Source organism: Dorea sp. OM07-5, from assembly GCF_003481355.1.
In the GTDB taxonomy this organism is placed as follows: Bacteria; Bacillota; Clostridia; order Lachnospirales; family Lachnospiraceae; genus Dorea_D; species Dorea_D hominis.
The window spans coordinates 184432-198735 of sequence record NZ_QUKZ01000006.1 but is presented as its reverse complement, the minus strand read 5'-3'; the positions used below and the strand labels follow the sequence as shown (position 1 = coordinate 198735).

Here is a 14304-nt window from a genome sequence, read left to right as displayed (position 1 = left end):
CAGGGTTGTTGTCTATTGTTTAATTATCAAGGTTCTTATCTTTTCTTGCTGCTCATGTACGAATCAGCTTGTTTATAATAGCATTTCTTAGTACATTTTGTCAAGAACTTTTTTCATTTTTTTAAATCTTTTTTACATCCTTTTAACAGATGCATCCGCTCTCATTCTCAATCGCTTCCGCATTAGAACTTCGAGCAAACGGAGAAAGAGGGATTTGAACCCTCGCGCCGCTATTAACGACCTACTCCCTTTCCAGGGGAGCCCCTTCAGCCTCTTGGGTATTTCTCCAAAATACTGATCTACAGCTTTACATATCACAAGACATATAAAAAACTACCGTCGCACAGACTAGTAGTTTTAAAGCGGAGAGGGTGGGATTCGAACCCACGCGCCCTCTCGGACAAACGGTTTTCAAGACCGCCTCGTTATGACCACTTCGATACCTCTCCATATATTCACTTGTTTATCGCTTCTGTATCAGCGACATGTTGTATTCTAGCACACTTCATGCCGCTTCGTCAATATCTTTTTTCATATTTTTTTATTTTTTTGTATCCCTGTACTTTCCCGTAGTTAAACACCGCCTGCAAAGCCTCTTTAATTCAGATCTCATCCCTGTCTGCGACGTTCCAGCAGAAACATTTTTGCAATGTCCAGATCTTCCGGTGTCGTTATTTTTATATTTTCATAGGAACCTTCAAATAACTTTACCGGCATCTTAAGCATCTGTTCCAAAACCATTGCATCATCCGTCACCTGTACAGCGTGTTTTCCCATAAGTTTGGAATATGCATCTGTAATCAATTCTGTTTCAAATATCTGTGGTGTCTGGACTGCCCAGACATATTTACGTTCCGGTGTTGCTGTCGAATATGTCTTGTCGTCTACGATTTTAATGGTATCTTTGCTTGGCATGCCAGCTACACAAGCACGACATTTGCACACTGTATCATACCCTCTTCTTAAGATATTTTCTGTCACAAACGGTCTTGCTCCATCATGAATAAATACATAGCCGGTCTTGCTCTCTTCGCCGATTCTTCCATCTGCAATTGCCTGCAGACCATTCCAGACGGATGCATAACGCTCTGCGCCGCCTTCTACGACCGCCTTTACTTTTGAAAAATGATATTTTCGTACAATTTTTTCGTAAACTTCTTCTTCCTGTCCCTTTCCTACTACAAGAACAATATCATCTATAATAGATGATGACTGAAAAATCTCCAGTGTATAATAGATGACCGGTCTTTTATAAAGTTCTATATACTGCTTCTCTACAGAAGCATGCATACGTTTTCCACGTCCTGCCGACAAGACGATTGCCGTACAGTGTTTCTTCTGTCTGATTCCCATTATCTTTCACCTAACTTCAAGTTCGGGACTGCATTCAGATCCCAACCGTGCCTTGTTCCATTTATATATTCATAATATGCAGCCACGCCGATCATTGCTGCATTATCCGTACAGTAGATTGGCGACGGATAGTAGAACTGTACACCTTTTTCTTCACATGCTTTCTTCATTGCAGCACGCAGTGCACTGTTTGATGCCACGCCTCCTGCAATTGCAAATTTATCCACATGATATTCTCCTACCGCATGCATGGCATTTGCGACAAGTACATCTGTAACAGCTTTCTGGAAAGATGCTGCAATATCCGCCTGATTGTATTCGATTCCCTTCATCTGACAGCCATTAATATAATTCAACACAGCAGATTTCACTCCACTGAAGCTGAAATCATATGGTGAATCTTCTACATGTGCACGTGGAAATGCAATTGCCTCTGGATTTCCTTCTTTTGATACCTTGTCAATCTTTGGTCCTCCCGGATAACCGAGCCCGATTGCTCTGGCTACTTTATCAAAAGCCTCTCCTGCCGCATCGTCTCTTGTACGTCCGATAATGTCAAATTTGCCGTAATCTTTTACGCGTACCAGATGGGTATGTCCTCCGGACACAACAAGGGAGAAAAACGGCGGTTCCAGATCTTTGTGTTCAATAAAATTTGCTGCAATATGTCCTTCAATATGATGCACTCCGACCAGTGGTTTCTTCGCAGCATATGCGATTGCCTTCGCTTCGGCAACACCGACAAGAAGCGCCCCAACCAATCCTGGACCGTAGGTTACTCCGATTGCATCTATATCTTCCAGTGTTACTTCAGCTTCTTTTAATGCTTCTTCTATTACCTGATTAATCTTCTCAATATGTTTTCTGGATGCGATTTCCGGAACAACACCTCCATATAAGGTATGAAGTGCAATCTGCGAAGAAATCACATTGGACAGCACTTCCCTGCCATTTTTCACAACCGCTGCTGCTGTCTCATCACAGGAACTTTCAATTGCCAGTATTAATATATCTTTTTCTTCACTCATTGTTTTACCTTTCTTTTCTCTGTTTGTTATTCACATTCTAATCCGAAAATACAAGTTCCACCGAACGCCTGTCTTTTGCTGCAATCGCATTCGGGAAAATCTCTCTCACTTCATCCATATATTCTTCCGGCTTACTGAGTGATGGACTGTAATGCGTCAGCCACATTTCTGCTACTTCTGCATCTTTTGCCAGCTTTGCCGCCTCATAAAATGTCATATGCTTATATTCTTTTGCTTTTTTCTGCTTATCTTTTTCACCATACATACCTTCGCAGATAAACAGATCCGAATGCATGGCATTCTTGCGGATAGCATCTACCGGTCTTGTATCGGTACAATATGTCAGTTTCAGACCTTTTCTTGCCGGTCCTAATACCATATCCGGAGTATATACATGCTCTGCATCTTCTACAGTCTCACCTTTTTGCAGGATTCCCCAGAACTGCTTTGGAATTGCATTTGCATTGGCGCGTTCCACATCGAATTTGCCGGCACGATCTATTTCCATCGTATAGCCATAGCATGTTACATTGTGATTTACACGGAACGCCTTCAGTCGGTATCCATTCATCTCAAGTGTCTGCTCCTGATCTTTGATTTCTATATATTTGATAGGAAACGGAAGCTCCGGCGCGATCACACGCAGTGCATTGACAACACGTTCCAGCCCTTTTGGGCCAACCAATGTCAATGGTTCCGTCCGGTCTGCATTTCCCATTGTAAGGAGAAGTCCCGGTAATCCACTGATATGATCTCCATGATAATGTGTAAAACAGATCACATCAATCGGTTTGAAACTCCAGCCTTTTTCTTTAATTGCAATTTGCGTTCCTTCTCCGCAGTCGATCAGCAGGCTGCTGCCATTATATCTCACCATTAGTGACGTAAGCCACCGGTACGGCAACGGCATCATTCCTCCTGTTCCTAACAAACATACATCTAACATATTTTTACTTTACCTCTGTTTCTTCTCTTTTTCTTAACTGTCGCACGTTACAGGTATCGAAAATCCAGATACGATCCTGTCATAGCAGTCCTCACAAAGATCAAACGCGTCTTTCTGTCCGTCTTTCTTCGAAAAATACCCCCAGTGCTTCTCCACTTCCACGATATCTTCCTGTGGGACTTCGTTTATTACCGAAATTTTCTTTCCGCAACAGTTGCAAATAATCTCATCTAATTTTTTTATCTCTATTTTTTGTGTTCTGTAATGGCGCATACGTTCCTCCTGCATGTGTCTGTCACATTTTTTCTCTTTGTTACGCCTACATTATATTCTTTCATTTTGCAGATTCCTAGTGGAAACTGCTGACAATTATGGTATCTGCCGGCTCATCAGAACCGCATCTTCCACCGGATCTGTATAGTAATTTTTACGCACTCCGTCCTCTGTAAACCCAAAAGACCGATAAAGTGCTGCCGCACAGTCATTTCCGGCACGTACATCCAGCATCCATCTGTGGATTCCCGACGCTTTACACCACTCTGTAAATTCATTCATAAGTGCTGTAGCGATTCCCCGCCTCTGAAACTTTGGTGCAACTGCGATTTTGACAATCTCCGTCTCATCCAGCACATAAGAGCAAAATAAATATCCTGCCAGTTTTCCTTCTATCCATGCCCCTGTATTTCGATATCCCGGTGCCTTCAGTGCCTCTTCTATACTGCCTGAGCTCCACGGATCCGGAAATGTACATTTTTCAATTGCCAGTATCTCTGATACTGACTGATTTGTTGCTCCTAATACATCCTGCGGATCAAAAATCCGGACTTCTATTTGCTGCTTCATCTGCGAAACCTCATCAATCAAAATCTACTGACCGGATTTTTCCTTTTTCTCGCGTTCTGCACGTTCTCGTTCTGCCTGTGATACACGCAGGTAATCCGGACGGTGTTCCATTGCTGTGACTGTTCTGCCTTCTCTATAATAATTCATGCCAAGTGCACCTACTGCTGCCGCACGCTGTCGGTTCAGGTGAGCAGGCGCAAACTGAATCTTCATATCTGCGAGCAGTTCATTTTCCAGATGTTCTCTGAAAACCGGTACACCATCTCCCAAAAATGTTACTTTCTGATTGTATTTTTTTAATTTTTCTGCCAGTTCTTCTATCGGAACTGCCATCTGTTCTTCCATAACTTTAAGTTCATTATCTGCACATGCATAAATACCTGTATAGACCTGCCCTCTTCTCGCATCCATGATTGGACAGATCAGTCCTTCTGTACCGCAGAGATTGTATGCCAGTCCTTCCAGTGTCGGCACTTCTACCAACGGCTTCTTAAGTGCAAGTCCCAGTCCTTTTGCAGTTGCTGAACCGATACGAAGTCCGGTAAATGAGCCAGGTCCGCTCGCGATTGCAATTGCATCGATCGTATCCAGGTCTAATTCTGTCATTTTCACAATCTCATCCAGCATCGGAAGAAGAGTCTGAGAATGTGTCTTCTTATAATTCACAGTATATTCGGCAATCGTCTGCGCATCTTTCTTTTCATTTTCTGATTCCAGAACCGCAACTCCTGCTACAAGGCCGGAGCTGTCCAGTGCTAATATTCGCATATACTAATCCTCCGATAATCAAATCCTTTTTCCAGATCTTTTTCTATCTTAATCTCTGTATAATGTTCCGGTAAGATCTCTTCGATCAGGTTCGCCCACTCGATCAGGCTCACCCCGTCACCATATATATAATCTTCATAGCCAATCTCGTCCATCTCTTCGACATCTCCAATCCGGTACACATCAAAATGATAGAACGGCAAACGCCCTTCCTCATATACCTGTACAATTGTAAATGTCGGACTGCTTACCGGCTCCAGTATATCCAGACCTCTTGCCAGACCTTTTGTAAAAACAGTCTTGCCAACGCCAAGATCACCGACCAGCGTATATACCTGTCCGGCATGTGCTTTCTTACCAAGTTCTAAACCGAACGCATAGGTTTCTTTCTCACTGTTTGTCTCTATTATCATGGATATTGTCCTCTCTGTTATCTTTGCACACGAACCGCCGGTGCCGGCATATTTTCATAAATCAAGTCTGCGATTTCTTTGTATTCCGCTTCAATCTGGTTTAATGGAAGAATAATTGCCTGCCCGGAATTACTGTATAAGATCAATATTTTCTTCGTTGTCACTGCACGCTTAAATGCATCCCACGATGCCATTCCACTGTCTGATTCTGTTGTTGTCAGGATTCCTTTCTCTGAAAATTCATAAGTCACCGGCATACTCAGACGATTGGAATGTTCCATCTGTTTTGTTACACGGTTGCGGATGATCATCTTCAATCCGCCCAGAATAAACGCTGCAAACAACGCAAATACAACTGCCAGTGCGATCTGCTGTTTTACAAGAAATGCCACTGCCAGTGCTACGTTCAGTACTCCAAGGACATTCCGGAATATTCCGATCTTACCGGAACAAATATGATGTATCGTAAAGTCTGTCACCGATGGGACATCCAGTTTTACTTCTACTTTTACTGCCATTTACACGCACCTCCAAATTTTCGTTATATTTCATTGTAACACATCTTTTTTTTCCGTGCCACTTCTGTTATAGAAAAATAGGTATTATTACCAGCGTTTCACCTGACGCATTCCCCGGTTTGAAACCAGATTCATCAACACAATAATCAGAAATGCAATAAAAATTACGATTGCAACCCAGACACCTGCCGTCGCATAGTCTCCATCCTGGATAACCATGGCAATCCTCTGTGAAATCGTTCCTGTTTTTCCCGGAATGTTACCTGCCAGCATGGATGTTGCGCCATATTCTCCCAGAGCCCTGGCAAATGTAAGGATTGTTCCTGACAGAATTCCCGGACCTGCTGCCGGAACTACTACTTTCCAGAAAATAGTAATCTCACTCATTCCAAGTGTGCGTCCGGCATGAATCAGGTTAACATCAATCTGTTCAAACGCCGCTCTTGCATTCCGGTACATAAGAGGAAATGCAATAACTGTTGCTGCTATAATACAGCCAAGCCATGTCTGCACGACTTTAATGTGGAACTGTTCAAACAAAAAAATCCCAAAAGGTCGTCTTCTGCTGAAAATCAACAAAAGGAAAAATCCTGCTACTGTCGGGGGAAGTACCATCGGCAGTGTCAGAAAACCATCCAGAATAGCTTTCATCTTAGGTCCTGCCTTTACCACTTTTCTCGCCGCATAGATGCCAAGAAAAAAAGAGAAAATCGTAGCTGCTATACCTGTTTTCATGGAAATATAAAGTGGGCTCCAGTCCAGATTTCGTATAATTTCTGCCATTTTTTCATTCCTCCTGTGTTTTTTTAATCATTTGTTATGTCCGTTATTTCTAAAACAGACTATGCTTCCCGCATAGCCTGTATCTGTTTTCTATCTATTTCATGTTTATTTTACATTTGTGTCAAAGTAATAAGAGTCAAATACTTTCTTTGACTGATCCGATGTTACGAATTTTAAGAAGTCTTCTGCTGCCGCTTTCTGTGCTTTGTCAGCTTCATCATTTTTCACTTCTGCGATTGGATAAATAACATCCCCTGTCAGATCATAGCTTACTTTTTCCAGGATATCCAGATCTTTTTCGTATCCATATGTATCTGAATAGTAAGTGGTTCCGACTTCGCAGGATCCTTCTACTACTGCGGAAAGGACTTTACTGACATTATCCTGTTCACTGATTTCCACATCGCCAAGCGCTTTGGAAACTTCTTCTGTTGTAATCGTTGCCGGATCTTCCACTTTTTTCAGCTTACCAATAGATATCAGGGCCGCTCTTGTATATTTACCAACCGGAACACTGCCGCCTGCTAATGCAATACTTTTAGCGTCTTTTAATGTTTCCAGACCTTTTACTTTTGTTTTGCTGTCTTTTCTTGTTACAACAATGACCTGATTGTTTACTACATTTTTTCTTGTACCGTCTACAACCAATCTGTCCTCTTCAAGCTGATCCATCTGTTTCTGTGCTGCTGAGAAGAATAAATCACACTCATACCCTTCTTCAATCTGTGTCAGAAGTGTTCCTGAACTGTCAGCATTATAAGTGATTTTTACATCCGGGTGATCTTTCTGATATTCTTTTGCAAGTTCTGTCATGACTGTATTCAGACTTGCCGCAATAAATACCTGGATCTCTGTCTTTTTCCCGGATTCCTTTTTTGAATCCTTGCTCTCGTTTTTGTTTCCCGCACAGCCTGCTAAGGAAAATACCATAACAGCCGCCAGCACTGCTGCTAAAATTCTTTTTTTCATTTGTCTTCTCCTTTTGATTAGATGTTGATAATTAAGAAAAATCTCTTCTTATAAATTTATAATCTAATCTTTGAAAGTTTACACCCATAGGTAATAAATAATATGAGCTTTGCTGAACTTATTATGCTATACCCGTGCACATTCGCGGCTTGTCCCACGGAGTACTTCAAGTCCATGTTCCAGGTGTGGCAGCAGAAATTTCAGTGCTTCCTTTACTGCTTTGGGGCTTCCCGGCAAATTAATGATCAGAGTTTTCCCCCTGATTCCCGATACTCCCCTGCTGAACATTGCCCTCGGTGTAATCGTCATAGAATAATTACGAATTGCTTCTGCAATTCCATTTGCCATTCGATTGCAGACCTCGATGGTTGCCTCCGGCGTTACATCTCTTTCTGAGAATCCGGTGCCGCCGGTTGTAAATACAACATTGATCTGCCTTTGATCGGCAAGTCTTTTCAGTTCTTTTTTTAATGCTTCTTTTTCATCCGGCAGAAGCAGGCTTTCTTTTACGATATATCCAGCCTCTTCAGCAAGGCTTACCGCCTCCGGACCGCTCTTATCTTCTCTTTCTCCCCGTGAGCCTTTATCGCTCAACGTAATGACTGCTGCAGTAAATGGACGATTTTCATCCAGCGGTAACTTCTCTACTTCATCTCCGACTTTTATGTGTCCGCCTTTTACTACTTCAGCAAATACACCTTCTCTCGGCATGATGCAGTCACCCATCCGTTTATAGATCTCGCAGTGGCTGTGGCAGTTCTTCCCAATCTGCGTCATTTCCAGAATCGCATCTCCGATCCGAAATCTGGTCCCAACAGGAAGATCTCGAAAATCATATCCTTCAATGATCAAGTTTTCGCCAAATGCTCCCAGTGCTACATCCGCACCTTTTTCTCTGAATTTCTGTATTTTTTCATAAGAAAGAAGGCTGACCTGCCTGTGCCAGTTGCCACCGTGGGCATCTTCTTCCAGCCCCCAACCTTCTATTAAATTCACTTCTTTTTGTTCTTTTTTGACTGTACCTCTTTTTTCACTGGTACAGATTCCGACAATTTTTCCCATAGATTTACCCTCCGATCTGTGCCATTTTTTTCTTTTCCGACACTTTTTCAATCTCTGAAAAACAATGTTTTTTCGGTTTTATTTGTATTGCATGCTTTATATTTTCTCTGATTTTTTCCGAATCACCGCATCTTGCTACGTCACGCACAGATATCGTTTCATCATAACAGAGACATGGTTTTAATTCGCCTGTAGATGTCATGCGCAATCGGTTACAGGAATCGCAGAACCCACCATGTATTGCACTGATAAATCCTATACTTCCTTCAAACCCAGGAATTTTATAATAGATTGCCGGTCCATTTCCGTGTTTTCTTTCATCCGGTTTTATATCCGGATAGATTTCTTTTATTTTCTGAAACAGCGTTGTATTGGAAATCGTTTCTCCTTCTTTTCCTTCTCCGATTGGCATGAGTTCCAGAAACCGGACATCGACAGGAATATCTTTCGCCAGAATCAGTAAATCCTTCCATGAAGATTCATTTCGCCCTCTTTGTAAAATCGTGTTGGTCTTCACATGCATTCCCATCTTCATTGCAGCTTTCAACGACTGCAGCACCTGATCCAACATTGGAAATCCGGTAATCTCTGTATAAACTTTCTGATCTAATGTGTCCAGACTGATGTTGACACTCCGAAGACCGGCATTCCAAAGTTCCGGTAAATATTTTTCAAGCAGCACACCATTTGTTGTAAGTGTGACTTCCTCTGTACCTGAAATCTCATAAATCATCCGGATCAGATCTGCACAGCCTCTTCGCACAAGCGGTTCACCACCGGTAATTTTGAATTTATGAATGCCAAGTGAAACTGCTTCCTGACAGACACTTACAATCTCTTCATAAGTCAGAAGATCTTTCATAGGGCAGAGCTCTATTCCGTCCGGCATACAATATTGGCAGCGCAAATTGCACCGGTCGGTAATTGAAATACGCATATAATTGATCTCTCTGCCACATAAATCCTTCATTTCTTCTATCTCGCTCCTTGCTCTCTTCCTTCTTGTTCTCTTTGTTCTCTGGGAAGGCTGTCTATAAATGATTGTTTTACATTCTTACTCCTCAAGAAGTTCTAGCAATACTTTTACAGAGCCCCCGCACACCATGCCTTCTTCACCTGCGTCTGCATTTTGCAAATCTACAGAACAAATGCTGGCTGTGTCTGTTTCGTCCTTCCCACTTTGCGGCTGTGTAGTAGTTAATGTCCGGGCTTTTGACATCAGCAGTCTTGCTTTCTGCACAACTCCGGCTTCCATACAGCCTCCACCAATCGTGCCAACACAGGTTCCGTTTTCGCAGATCAGCATCTTCACACCAACGCCCTGTGGCGCAGAACCTTTTCTATCTATAATTGTTGCTAAGACTTTCTGTCCATAATCTGTATCATTTTCTATCGCCTTACGGATTTCTTTGGAATAGCCGTAGGTGCGTTTCTTCTTATTTTTTACTTCTATGATCTCTGCAATGATCGCAACACCGATTTCTTCCGGTGTCTCTGCCCCGATATTTAATCCGATCGGTGAATAGATTTCATCCAGCACAGCCTGATCGCAGCCTTTTTCCAGTAAGTGTTCTTTTACCATCGCAATGCGTCTGCGGCTTCCGATCATTCCAATGTATGCATGTCTTTTCTTTGTAATCTGCTCCAGGCACTCTTCATCATAGCGATGTCCTCTTGTCACAATGACGAAATAAGTGTCTGCATCTCCGTCGATTCTCTGCAGACCATTCGCAAATGTTTCGCAGTATACTTCATCTGCTCCTGCTTTTCTCGCCGCATTCGCAAATTTCGGTCGGTCTTCCAAAACAATCACATGACAGCCGATCATCCGCCCCATACGGATTACCGGAATGGAAACATGTCCGCCACCGCAAATGACAAGTTTCTTTTCATTGCCTAATGTATCACAAAATACTTGTTCATCAGAGAGCTGTACCTTTCCACTTATATCCAGCTTATGAAGTTCTTCCGGATGTTCTCCAAAATATCTGGCATAGCGTTCTTGTGCATCCGATTCCCATACAATTTTATGATCTGCCACAAGACACTTCTCACCCAGATATTCTGTTTGCAAGCTTGTAAGTACCTGTTTTTCCACATCCGGTTCACACTGATCGATTGCCTCGAATAATGCCCACATGTCAGTCGCTCTGCTTTTTACATCTACCATTACCGGGTGCCTCCTTTACCGAAGCCGCAATTCGGGAAGGTGCATTCCGGGCAATTCAGGCATAAACCACCTTCTCCAAGTGTATTCAAATCTTCTGCTGTTAATATTTCACCGACAGTCAATCTCGGAAGTACAAGATCGAAAATCGTTCGTTTAGAATACATGACACATCCCGGAAGTCCTAAGACTGGAATTACTTCTTTTCCTTCTTCTTTATAATATGCAAGCAGGAACATGGCTCCCGGGAGAACCGGTGCGCCGTAACTTACAATCTCGCCTGTCACCTGCCGGATTGCATACGGAGTCCGGTCATCCGGATCTACGCTCATTCCACCGGTACAGACAATCATGTTACATCCATCTGCTAATAAGCTACGAATTGCATTTTCAATCATCTGCGGATCATCATTGCAAATCTCGTGTCCACCAATCTCTATATCATATTCAGCCAGTTTTTCTTCAATCACCGGCGTAAATGTATCCTTGATCCTGTGATAATAGACTTCACTTCCAGTTGTAACAATACCTGCTTTCTTCTTTTTATAAGGAAGGATGTTGAAAATTACTCCTCCTGCTGTCACATTTTTTGCCTGCTGCATTTTTTCTTCACTAATCACCAATGGGATTACTCTTGTTCCGGCTAATTTATCGCCTTTTTTTACTGGAAAATCGCCGTGTCTGCTGGCGATCATTATCTCGCCAAGACTATTGACTTTCCGTAATTTCTCCCGTTCAATCTTCAATACACCATCTATATCCGCAATCAGTTCAATTTTCCCTTCTTTGACATCTGATGGATGCATATGTTCTCCCTGGCAGATCTGGCGTAAGATCTCTGCCGCATCATTTTCATGCAGCATGCCTTCTTCCTTTTCCCAGACATAGAGATTCTCTTTTCCAACAGATAACAGAACCGGGATATCTTCTTCTGTCACAATATGACCTTTGCGGAATACTGCGTCCTTCGTCACGCCTTTGATAATCTGTGTGATATCGTGGCACAATACATGTCCGACTGCATCTTCCGTTTTAATCAGCTTCATCTGTAGTTCCTCCTGTCTGTATGTCTATGATTGCTTTTTCCAGACTAATAACGCTTTCTTCTGTGATTGAGCTATTTATTGTGATCGCATTCCGAAAATCTTCGCCGTAATACTTATAAAAGGCATCTTCAGCGGCTTTTTGCACTTCTGTTTCCATCTTACGATAAGTTTTGACCAGCTTTTTACCGGCTTCTGTCAGCCTTGCGCCTCCGCCGCCTGCGCCACCTGTCCAGCGTTCTACTATAGATATACCAATCACCTGATCCAGTTTTTTTAACATCTTGCTCCCCTTGGAATAAGAAAGTTCCATCCGTGTACACGCTTTTTGCACAGAACCGGTCTCATCAATCAATTCCAGAAGTTCACACACGCCCGGTCCGAAGAACTTTTCCTGCGTGTCAAAACGCAGGCGGATCTTTGGATGGATGCAGTTGTTTATCGTGTTCGTGTCTTTCATAGTAGTGTTTCTCCGAAAAATCCATTTAATAAAATCGTTTTATGAATATATTTATTATAAGTTTCGTTATGTTTTTCAAAATATAACGGTTGTATTTTAGCATATGAAATAAAATGAGGCAAGGGTTAAAATGTTAACTTCCAGAAAGATTATCTATGTCGTTGATTTATTTGATGTCAGCCTGGATTATCTTAATACAGTACATTGTAATTCTATATTTATCTATGAAAAGATTGAGTATCACAACTACTTTTAATAAAATAAAAAAGACGATCGGTTGCATTTCGTACTATTCTGCAAACCACCGTCTTTTTTTCTTTACTTTTATTTACCTATATTCATTTATATATAATGAGTTTACACAACAACCGCATCCATGATCTCCCCGATCGGAGCTGCAATGGTAAGATCTGCTCCGACAGATCTCGCTGTCTCGCTTTTATTGATCACAACCAGGTGTTTACCATGGAAATAATCGATAAATCCGGCTGCCGGATATACAACCAGAGATGTACCGCCGATAATGAGCATATCAGCTTCACTGATCGCACGAATGCTTTTCTGGATTACTTCCGGATCCAGTCCTTCTTCATAAAGGACCACATCCGGTTTGATCATTCCGCCACACTCGCAATGCGGAATCCCCTCCGCATTTTTCACATATGCTGCATCATAAAATCTGCCACATTCCATACAGTAATTACGGTGTATACTTCCGTGCAGTTCCAGTACATTCTTACTTCCTGCTGCCTGATGAAGTCCGTCAATATTCTGTGTGATCACAGCAGTCAGCTTTCCTGCTGCTTCCAGTTCTACGATTTTCTTATGTGCTGCATTCGGTTTCGCGTTCAGATACATCATCTTTTCTTTGTAAAATTCATAGAATCCTTCCGGGTTATGCATAAAAAAACTGTGGCTTACAATCTGCTCCGGTGTATACTTATAATTCTGATGATACAATCCATCTGCGCTCCGGAAATCCGGAATGTTACTTTCCGTCGAAACGCCGGCGCCTCCGAAAAATACAATACGGTCTGAATCATCAATCATTTTCTGCAACTGTGTAATCTGTTCTTTCCACTGTTCCTGCATAATCATGCACCTCCTGATTTGTCTTTTTCACAAGATATCCATATACTACCGATATCATTTTGTATTACATCTATGTGCTTCCAGCCACCCAATCACTTTCCCCAGATCTGCAAGTGTTTCTGTCACTTTCGCTGTCACTTGTTCCGGCACAATTGCAATATCCGGAATATAAATAACTGCACCGCCAAGTGCGATTCCTGCGCGAAGTCCTGCTTCACTGTCTTCTAATACAAGACATTCTTCTGGCTTACATCCGATTTTCTCTGCCGCTACACGGAAAATCTCCGGATCCGGTTTGCTTTCTTTAATCTCATCACCATAAACAAATGCGTCCATTTTCTCATACACGCCCGCATCCTGCAAAAGTTTGCTTGCACGTTTCTTTTCTGTGGATGTTGCCACTGCTTTTTTAATTTCTTGTTTTTCAAGATAACCAAGCAATTCCTCTAATCCCTTTTTGACCGGCACACCATCTCCGGCTATAATCTCATTAAAAATTACATGCTTGGCAGCTCTTGCAGCGTCATAGTTGAATGTCTCTCCAAATGCTTCCATATATAATCTACGAATGACTGCAGGGTTCTTCCCTCTGCAGTCATTCATCAATTCGTCTGTTACATTAATTCCAAGATTCTCTCCTGTTCTCTTCCAACAATAGCTGGATAATCGCTCCGTATCAAACATGGTGCCGTCCATGTCAAAAATTACGCCTTTTATCATGCCTGTATTCTGCCTCTTTCTTCCTGCCTGTTCTCGTGAATGTTTTATTCTCATATATACGCTCTCGTTCATTACTTCTGCCTGAAAGCATTTCACACTGTGAAATTACTCCTGGCGCAAAGCAATTCATGCCGTGAGA

The 14304-nt window shown here is 42.2% G+C and carries 17 protein-coding genes and 2 tRNA genes; all 19 read right to left on the bottom strand.

Annotation, left to right across the window (positions count from 1 at the left end; translation table 11 throughout):
• Positions 1–199: 199 nt before the first annotated feature.
• The 19 genes from DXC04_RS08030 to DXC04_RS07940 all read right to left on the bottom strand — a co-directional run bounded on the left by DXC04_RS08030 (position 200) and on the right by DXC04_RS07940 (position 14219).
• Positions 200–288, bottom strand: a tRNA-Ser gene (locus DXC04_RS08030).
• 75 nt (positions 289–363) lie between these two features.
• A tRNA-Ser gene (locus DXC04_RS08025) sits at positions 364–449 on the bottom strand.
• A gap of 160 nt (positions 450–609) precedes the next feature.
• Complete coding sequence (ispD, locus tag DXC04_RS08020) at positions 610–1353, bottom strand: 2-C-methyl-D-erythritol 4-phosphate cytidylyltransferase (protein WP_117537868.1); 744 nt, start codon at positions 1351–1353, stop codon at positions 610–612.
• Positions 1353–2381 (bottom strand): tRNA (adenosine(37)-N6)-threonylcarbamoyltransferase complex transferase subunit TsaD, encoded by a 1029-nt coding sequence (tsaD, locus tag DXC04_RS08015; RefSeq protein ID WP_117537867.1) that lies wholly within the window; start codon positions 2379–2381, stop codon positions 1353–1355. Before tsaD ends, ispD begins: the two co-directional genes overlap by 1 nt.
• A 37-nt stretch (positions 2382–2418) precedes the next feature.
• The gene (locus DXC04_RS08010) at positions 2419–3327 is read right to left on the bottom strand and encodes a ribonuclease Z (protein ID WP_118660709.1); all 909 of its coding nucleotides are present in this window, start codon (positions 3325–3327) and stop codon (positions 2419–2421) included.
• Positions 3328–3360: 33 nt separating this feature from the next.
• Positions 3361–3600: a hypothetical protein gene (locus DXC04_RS08005; RefSeq protein WP_021859737.1), complete on the bottom strand. Its 240-nt coding sequence runs from the start codon at positions 3598–3600 to the stop codon at positions 3361–3363.
• Positions 3601–3696: 96 nt separating this feature from the next.
• Positions 3697–4170: a ribosomal protein S18-alanine N-acetyltransferase gene (gene rimI, locus DXC04_RS08000; protein WP_118660707.1), complete on the bottom strand. Its 474-nt coding sequence runs from the start codon at positions 4168–4170 to the stop codon at positions 3697–3699.
• A gap of 24 nt (positions 4171–4194) precedes the next feature.
• Positions 4195–4938, bottom strand: coding sequence for a tRNA (adenosine(37)-N6)-threonylcarbamoyltransferase complex dimerization subunit type 1 TsaB (tsaB, locus tag DXC04_RS07995; protein ID WP_118660705.1), 744 nt, complete (start codon positions 4936–4938; stop codon positions 4195–4197).
• Positions 4926–5351 carry a tRNA (adenosine(37)-N6)-threonylcarbamoyltransferase complex ATPase subunit type 1 TsaE gene (gene tsaE / locus DXC04_RS07990; protein ID WP_021859734.1) on the bottom strand — a complete coding sequence of 142 codons (426 nt, stop codon included), beginning with the start codon at positions 5349–5351 and terminating at the stop codon, positions 4926–4928. The genes tsaB and tsaE overlap by 13 nt, the downstream gene beginning before the upstream one ends.
• Positions 5352–5368: 17 nt before the next feature.
• Complete coding sequence (locus DXC04_RS07985; RefSeq protein ID WP_118660703.1) at positions 5369–5869, bottom strand: YcxB family protein; 501 nt, start codon at positions 5867–5869, stop codon at positions 5369–5371.
• A gap of 87 nt (positions 5870–5956) precedes the next feature.
• Complete coding sequence (gene modB, locus DXC04_RS07980; protein ID WP_021859732.1) at positions 5957–6652, bottom strand: molybdate ABC transporter permease subunit; 696 nt, start codon at positions 6650–6652, stop codon at positions 5957–5959.
• Between the two features lie 105 nt (positions 6653–6757).
• Positions 6758–7621 carry a molybdate ABC transporter substrate-binding protein gene (gene modA, locus DXC04_RS07975; protein ID WP_118660701.1) on the bottom strand — a complete coding sequence of 288 codons (864 nt, stop codon included), beginning with the start codon at positions 7619–7621 and terminating at the stop codon, positions 6758–6760.
• Positions 7622–7747: 126 nt separating this feature from the next.
• Positions 7748–8683: an MOSC domain-containing protein gene (locus tag DXC04_RS07970; RefSeq protein WP_118660699.1), complete on the bottom strand. Its 936-nt coding sequence runs from the start codon at positions 8681–8683 to the stop codon at positions 7748–7750.
• 4 nt (positions 8684–8687) lie between these two features.
• Positions 8688–9653 carry a GTP 3',8-cyclase MoaA gene (gene moaA, locus DXC04_RS07965; protein WP_118660697.1) on the bottom strand — a complete coding sequence of 322 codons (966 nt, stop codon included), beginning with the start codon at positions 9651–9653 and terminating at the stop codon, positions 8688–8690.
• Positions 9654–9737: 84 nt separating this feature from the next.
• On the bottom strand, positions 9738–10853 hold the full coding sequence (locus DXC04_RS07960) for an XdhC family protein (protein WP_243112121.1): 1116 nt from the start codon (positions 10851–10853) through the stop codon (positions 9738–9740).
• A complete protein-coding gene (locus DXC04_RS07955; protein WP_118660695.1) occupies positions 10853–11896 on the bottom strand; it encodes a molybdopterin-binding protein in 1044 nt (347 codons plus the stop codon). Before DXC04_RS07955 ends, DXC04_RS07960 begins: the two co-directional genes overlap by 1 nt.
• Positions 11883–12353 (bottom strand): winged helix-turn-helix domain-containing protein, encoded by a 471-nt coding sequence (locus DXC04_RS07950; protein ID WP_118660693.1) that lies wholly within the window; start codon positions 12351–12353, stop codon positions 11883–11885. Before DXC04_RS07950 ends, DXC04_RS07955 begins: the two co-directional genes overlap by 14 nt.
• 357 nt (positions 12354–12710) lie before the next feature.
• Positions 12711–13445 (bottom strand): NAD-dependent protein deacylase, encoded by a 735-nt coding sequence (locus DXC04_RS07945; protein ID WP_330426445.1) that lies wholly within the window; start codon positions 13443–13445, stop codon positions 12711–12713.
• A 54-nt stretch (positions 13446–13499) separates the two neighbouring features.
• The gene (locus DXC04_RS07940; protein WP_243112120.1) at positions 13500–14219 is read right to left on the bottom strand and encodes an HAD family hydrolase; all 720 of its coding nucleotides are present in this window, start codon (positions 14217–14219) and stop codon (positions 13500–13502) included.
• Positions 14220–14304 lie beyond the last annotated feature (85 nt).

What these genes read in the sequence shown, in the direction of transcription:
- DXC04_RS07950 (WP_118660693.1), bottom strand. Translation starts at nt 12,353, where the DNA reads ATGAAAGACACGAACACGATAAACAACTGCATCCATCCAAAGATCCGC.
- DXC04_RS07940 (WP_243112120.1), bottom strand. Translation starts at nt 14,219, where the DNA reads ATGAGAATAAAACATTCACGAGAACAGGCAGGAAGAAAGAGGCAGAAT.
- DXC04_RS08010 (WP_118660709.1), bottom strand. Translation starts at nt 3,327, where the DNA reads ATGTTAGATGTATGTTTGTTAGGAACAGGAGGAATGATGCCGTTGCCG.
- tsaB (WP_118660705.1), bottom strand. Translation starts at nt 4,938, where the DNA reads ATGCGAATATTAGCACTGGACAGCTCCGGCCTTGTAGCAGGAGTTGCG.
- DXC04_RS07955 (WP_118660695.1), bottom strand. Translation starts at nt 11,896, where the DNA reads ATGAAGCTGATTAAAACGGAAGATGCAGTCGGACATGTATTGTGCCAC.
- DXC04_RS07960 (WP_243112121.1), bottom strand. Translation starts at nt 10,853, where the DNA reads ATGGTAGATGTAAAAAGCAGAGCGACTGACATGTGGGCATTATTCGAG.
- ispD (WP_117537868.1), bottom strand. Translation starts at nt 1,353, where the DNA reads ATGGGAATCAGACAGAAGAAACACTGTACGGCAATCGTCTTGTCGGCA.
- modA (WP_118660701.1), bottom strand. Translation starts at nt 7,621, where the DNA reads ATGAAAAAAAGAATTTTAGCAGCAGTGCTGGCGGCTGTTATGGTATTT.
- tsaD (WP_117537867.1), bottom strand. Translation starts at nt 2,381, where the DNA reads ATGAGTGAAGAAAAAGATATATTAATACTGGCAATTGAAAGTTCCTGT.
- DXC04_RS08005 (WP_021859737.1), bottom strand. Translation starts at nt 3,600, where the DNA reads ATGCGCCATTACAGAACACAAAAAATAGAGATAAAAAAATTAGATGAG.
- moaA (WP_118660697.1), bottom strand. Translation starts at nt 9,653, where the DNA reads ATGAAGGATTTATGTGGCAGAGAGATCAATTATATGCGTATTTCAATT.
- DXC04_RS07985 (WP_118660703.1), bottom strand. Translation starts at nt 5,869, where the DNA reads ATGGCAGTAAAAGTAGAAGTAAAACTGGATGTCCCATCGGTGACAGAC.
- DXC04_RS07970 (WP_118660699.1), bottom strand. Translation starts at nt 8,683, where the DNA reads ATGGGAAAAATTGTCGGAATCTGTACCAGTGAAAAAAGAGGTACAGTC.
- rimI (WP_118660707.1), bottom strand. Translation starts at nt 4,170, where the DNA reads ATGAAGCAGCAAATAGAAGTCCGGATTTTTGATCCGCAGGATGTATTA.
- DXC04_RS07945 (WP_330426445.1), bottom strand. Translation starts at nt 13,445, where the DNA reads ATGCAGGAACAGTGGAAAGAACAGATTACACAGTTGCAGAAAATGATT.
- tsaE (WP_021859734.1), bottom strand. Translation starts at nt 5,351, where the DNA reads ATGATAATAGAGACAAACAGTGAGAAAGAAACCTATGCGTTCGGTTTA.
- modB (WP_021859732.1), bottom strand. Translation starts at nt 6,652, where the DNA reads ATGGCAGAAATTATACGAAATCTGGACTGGAGCCCACTTTATATTTCC.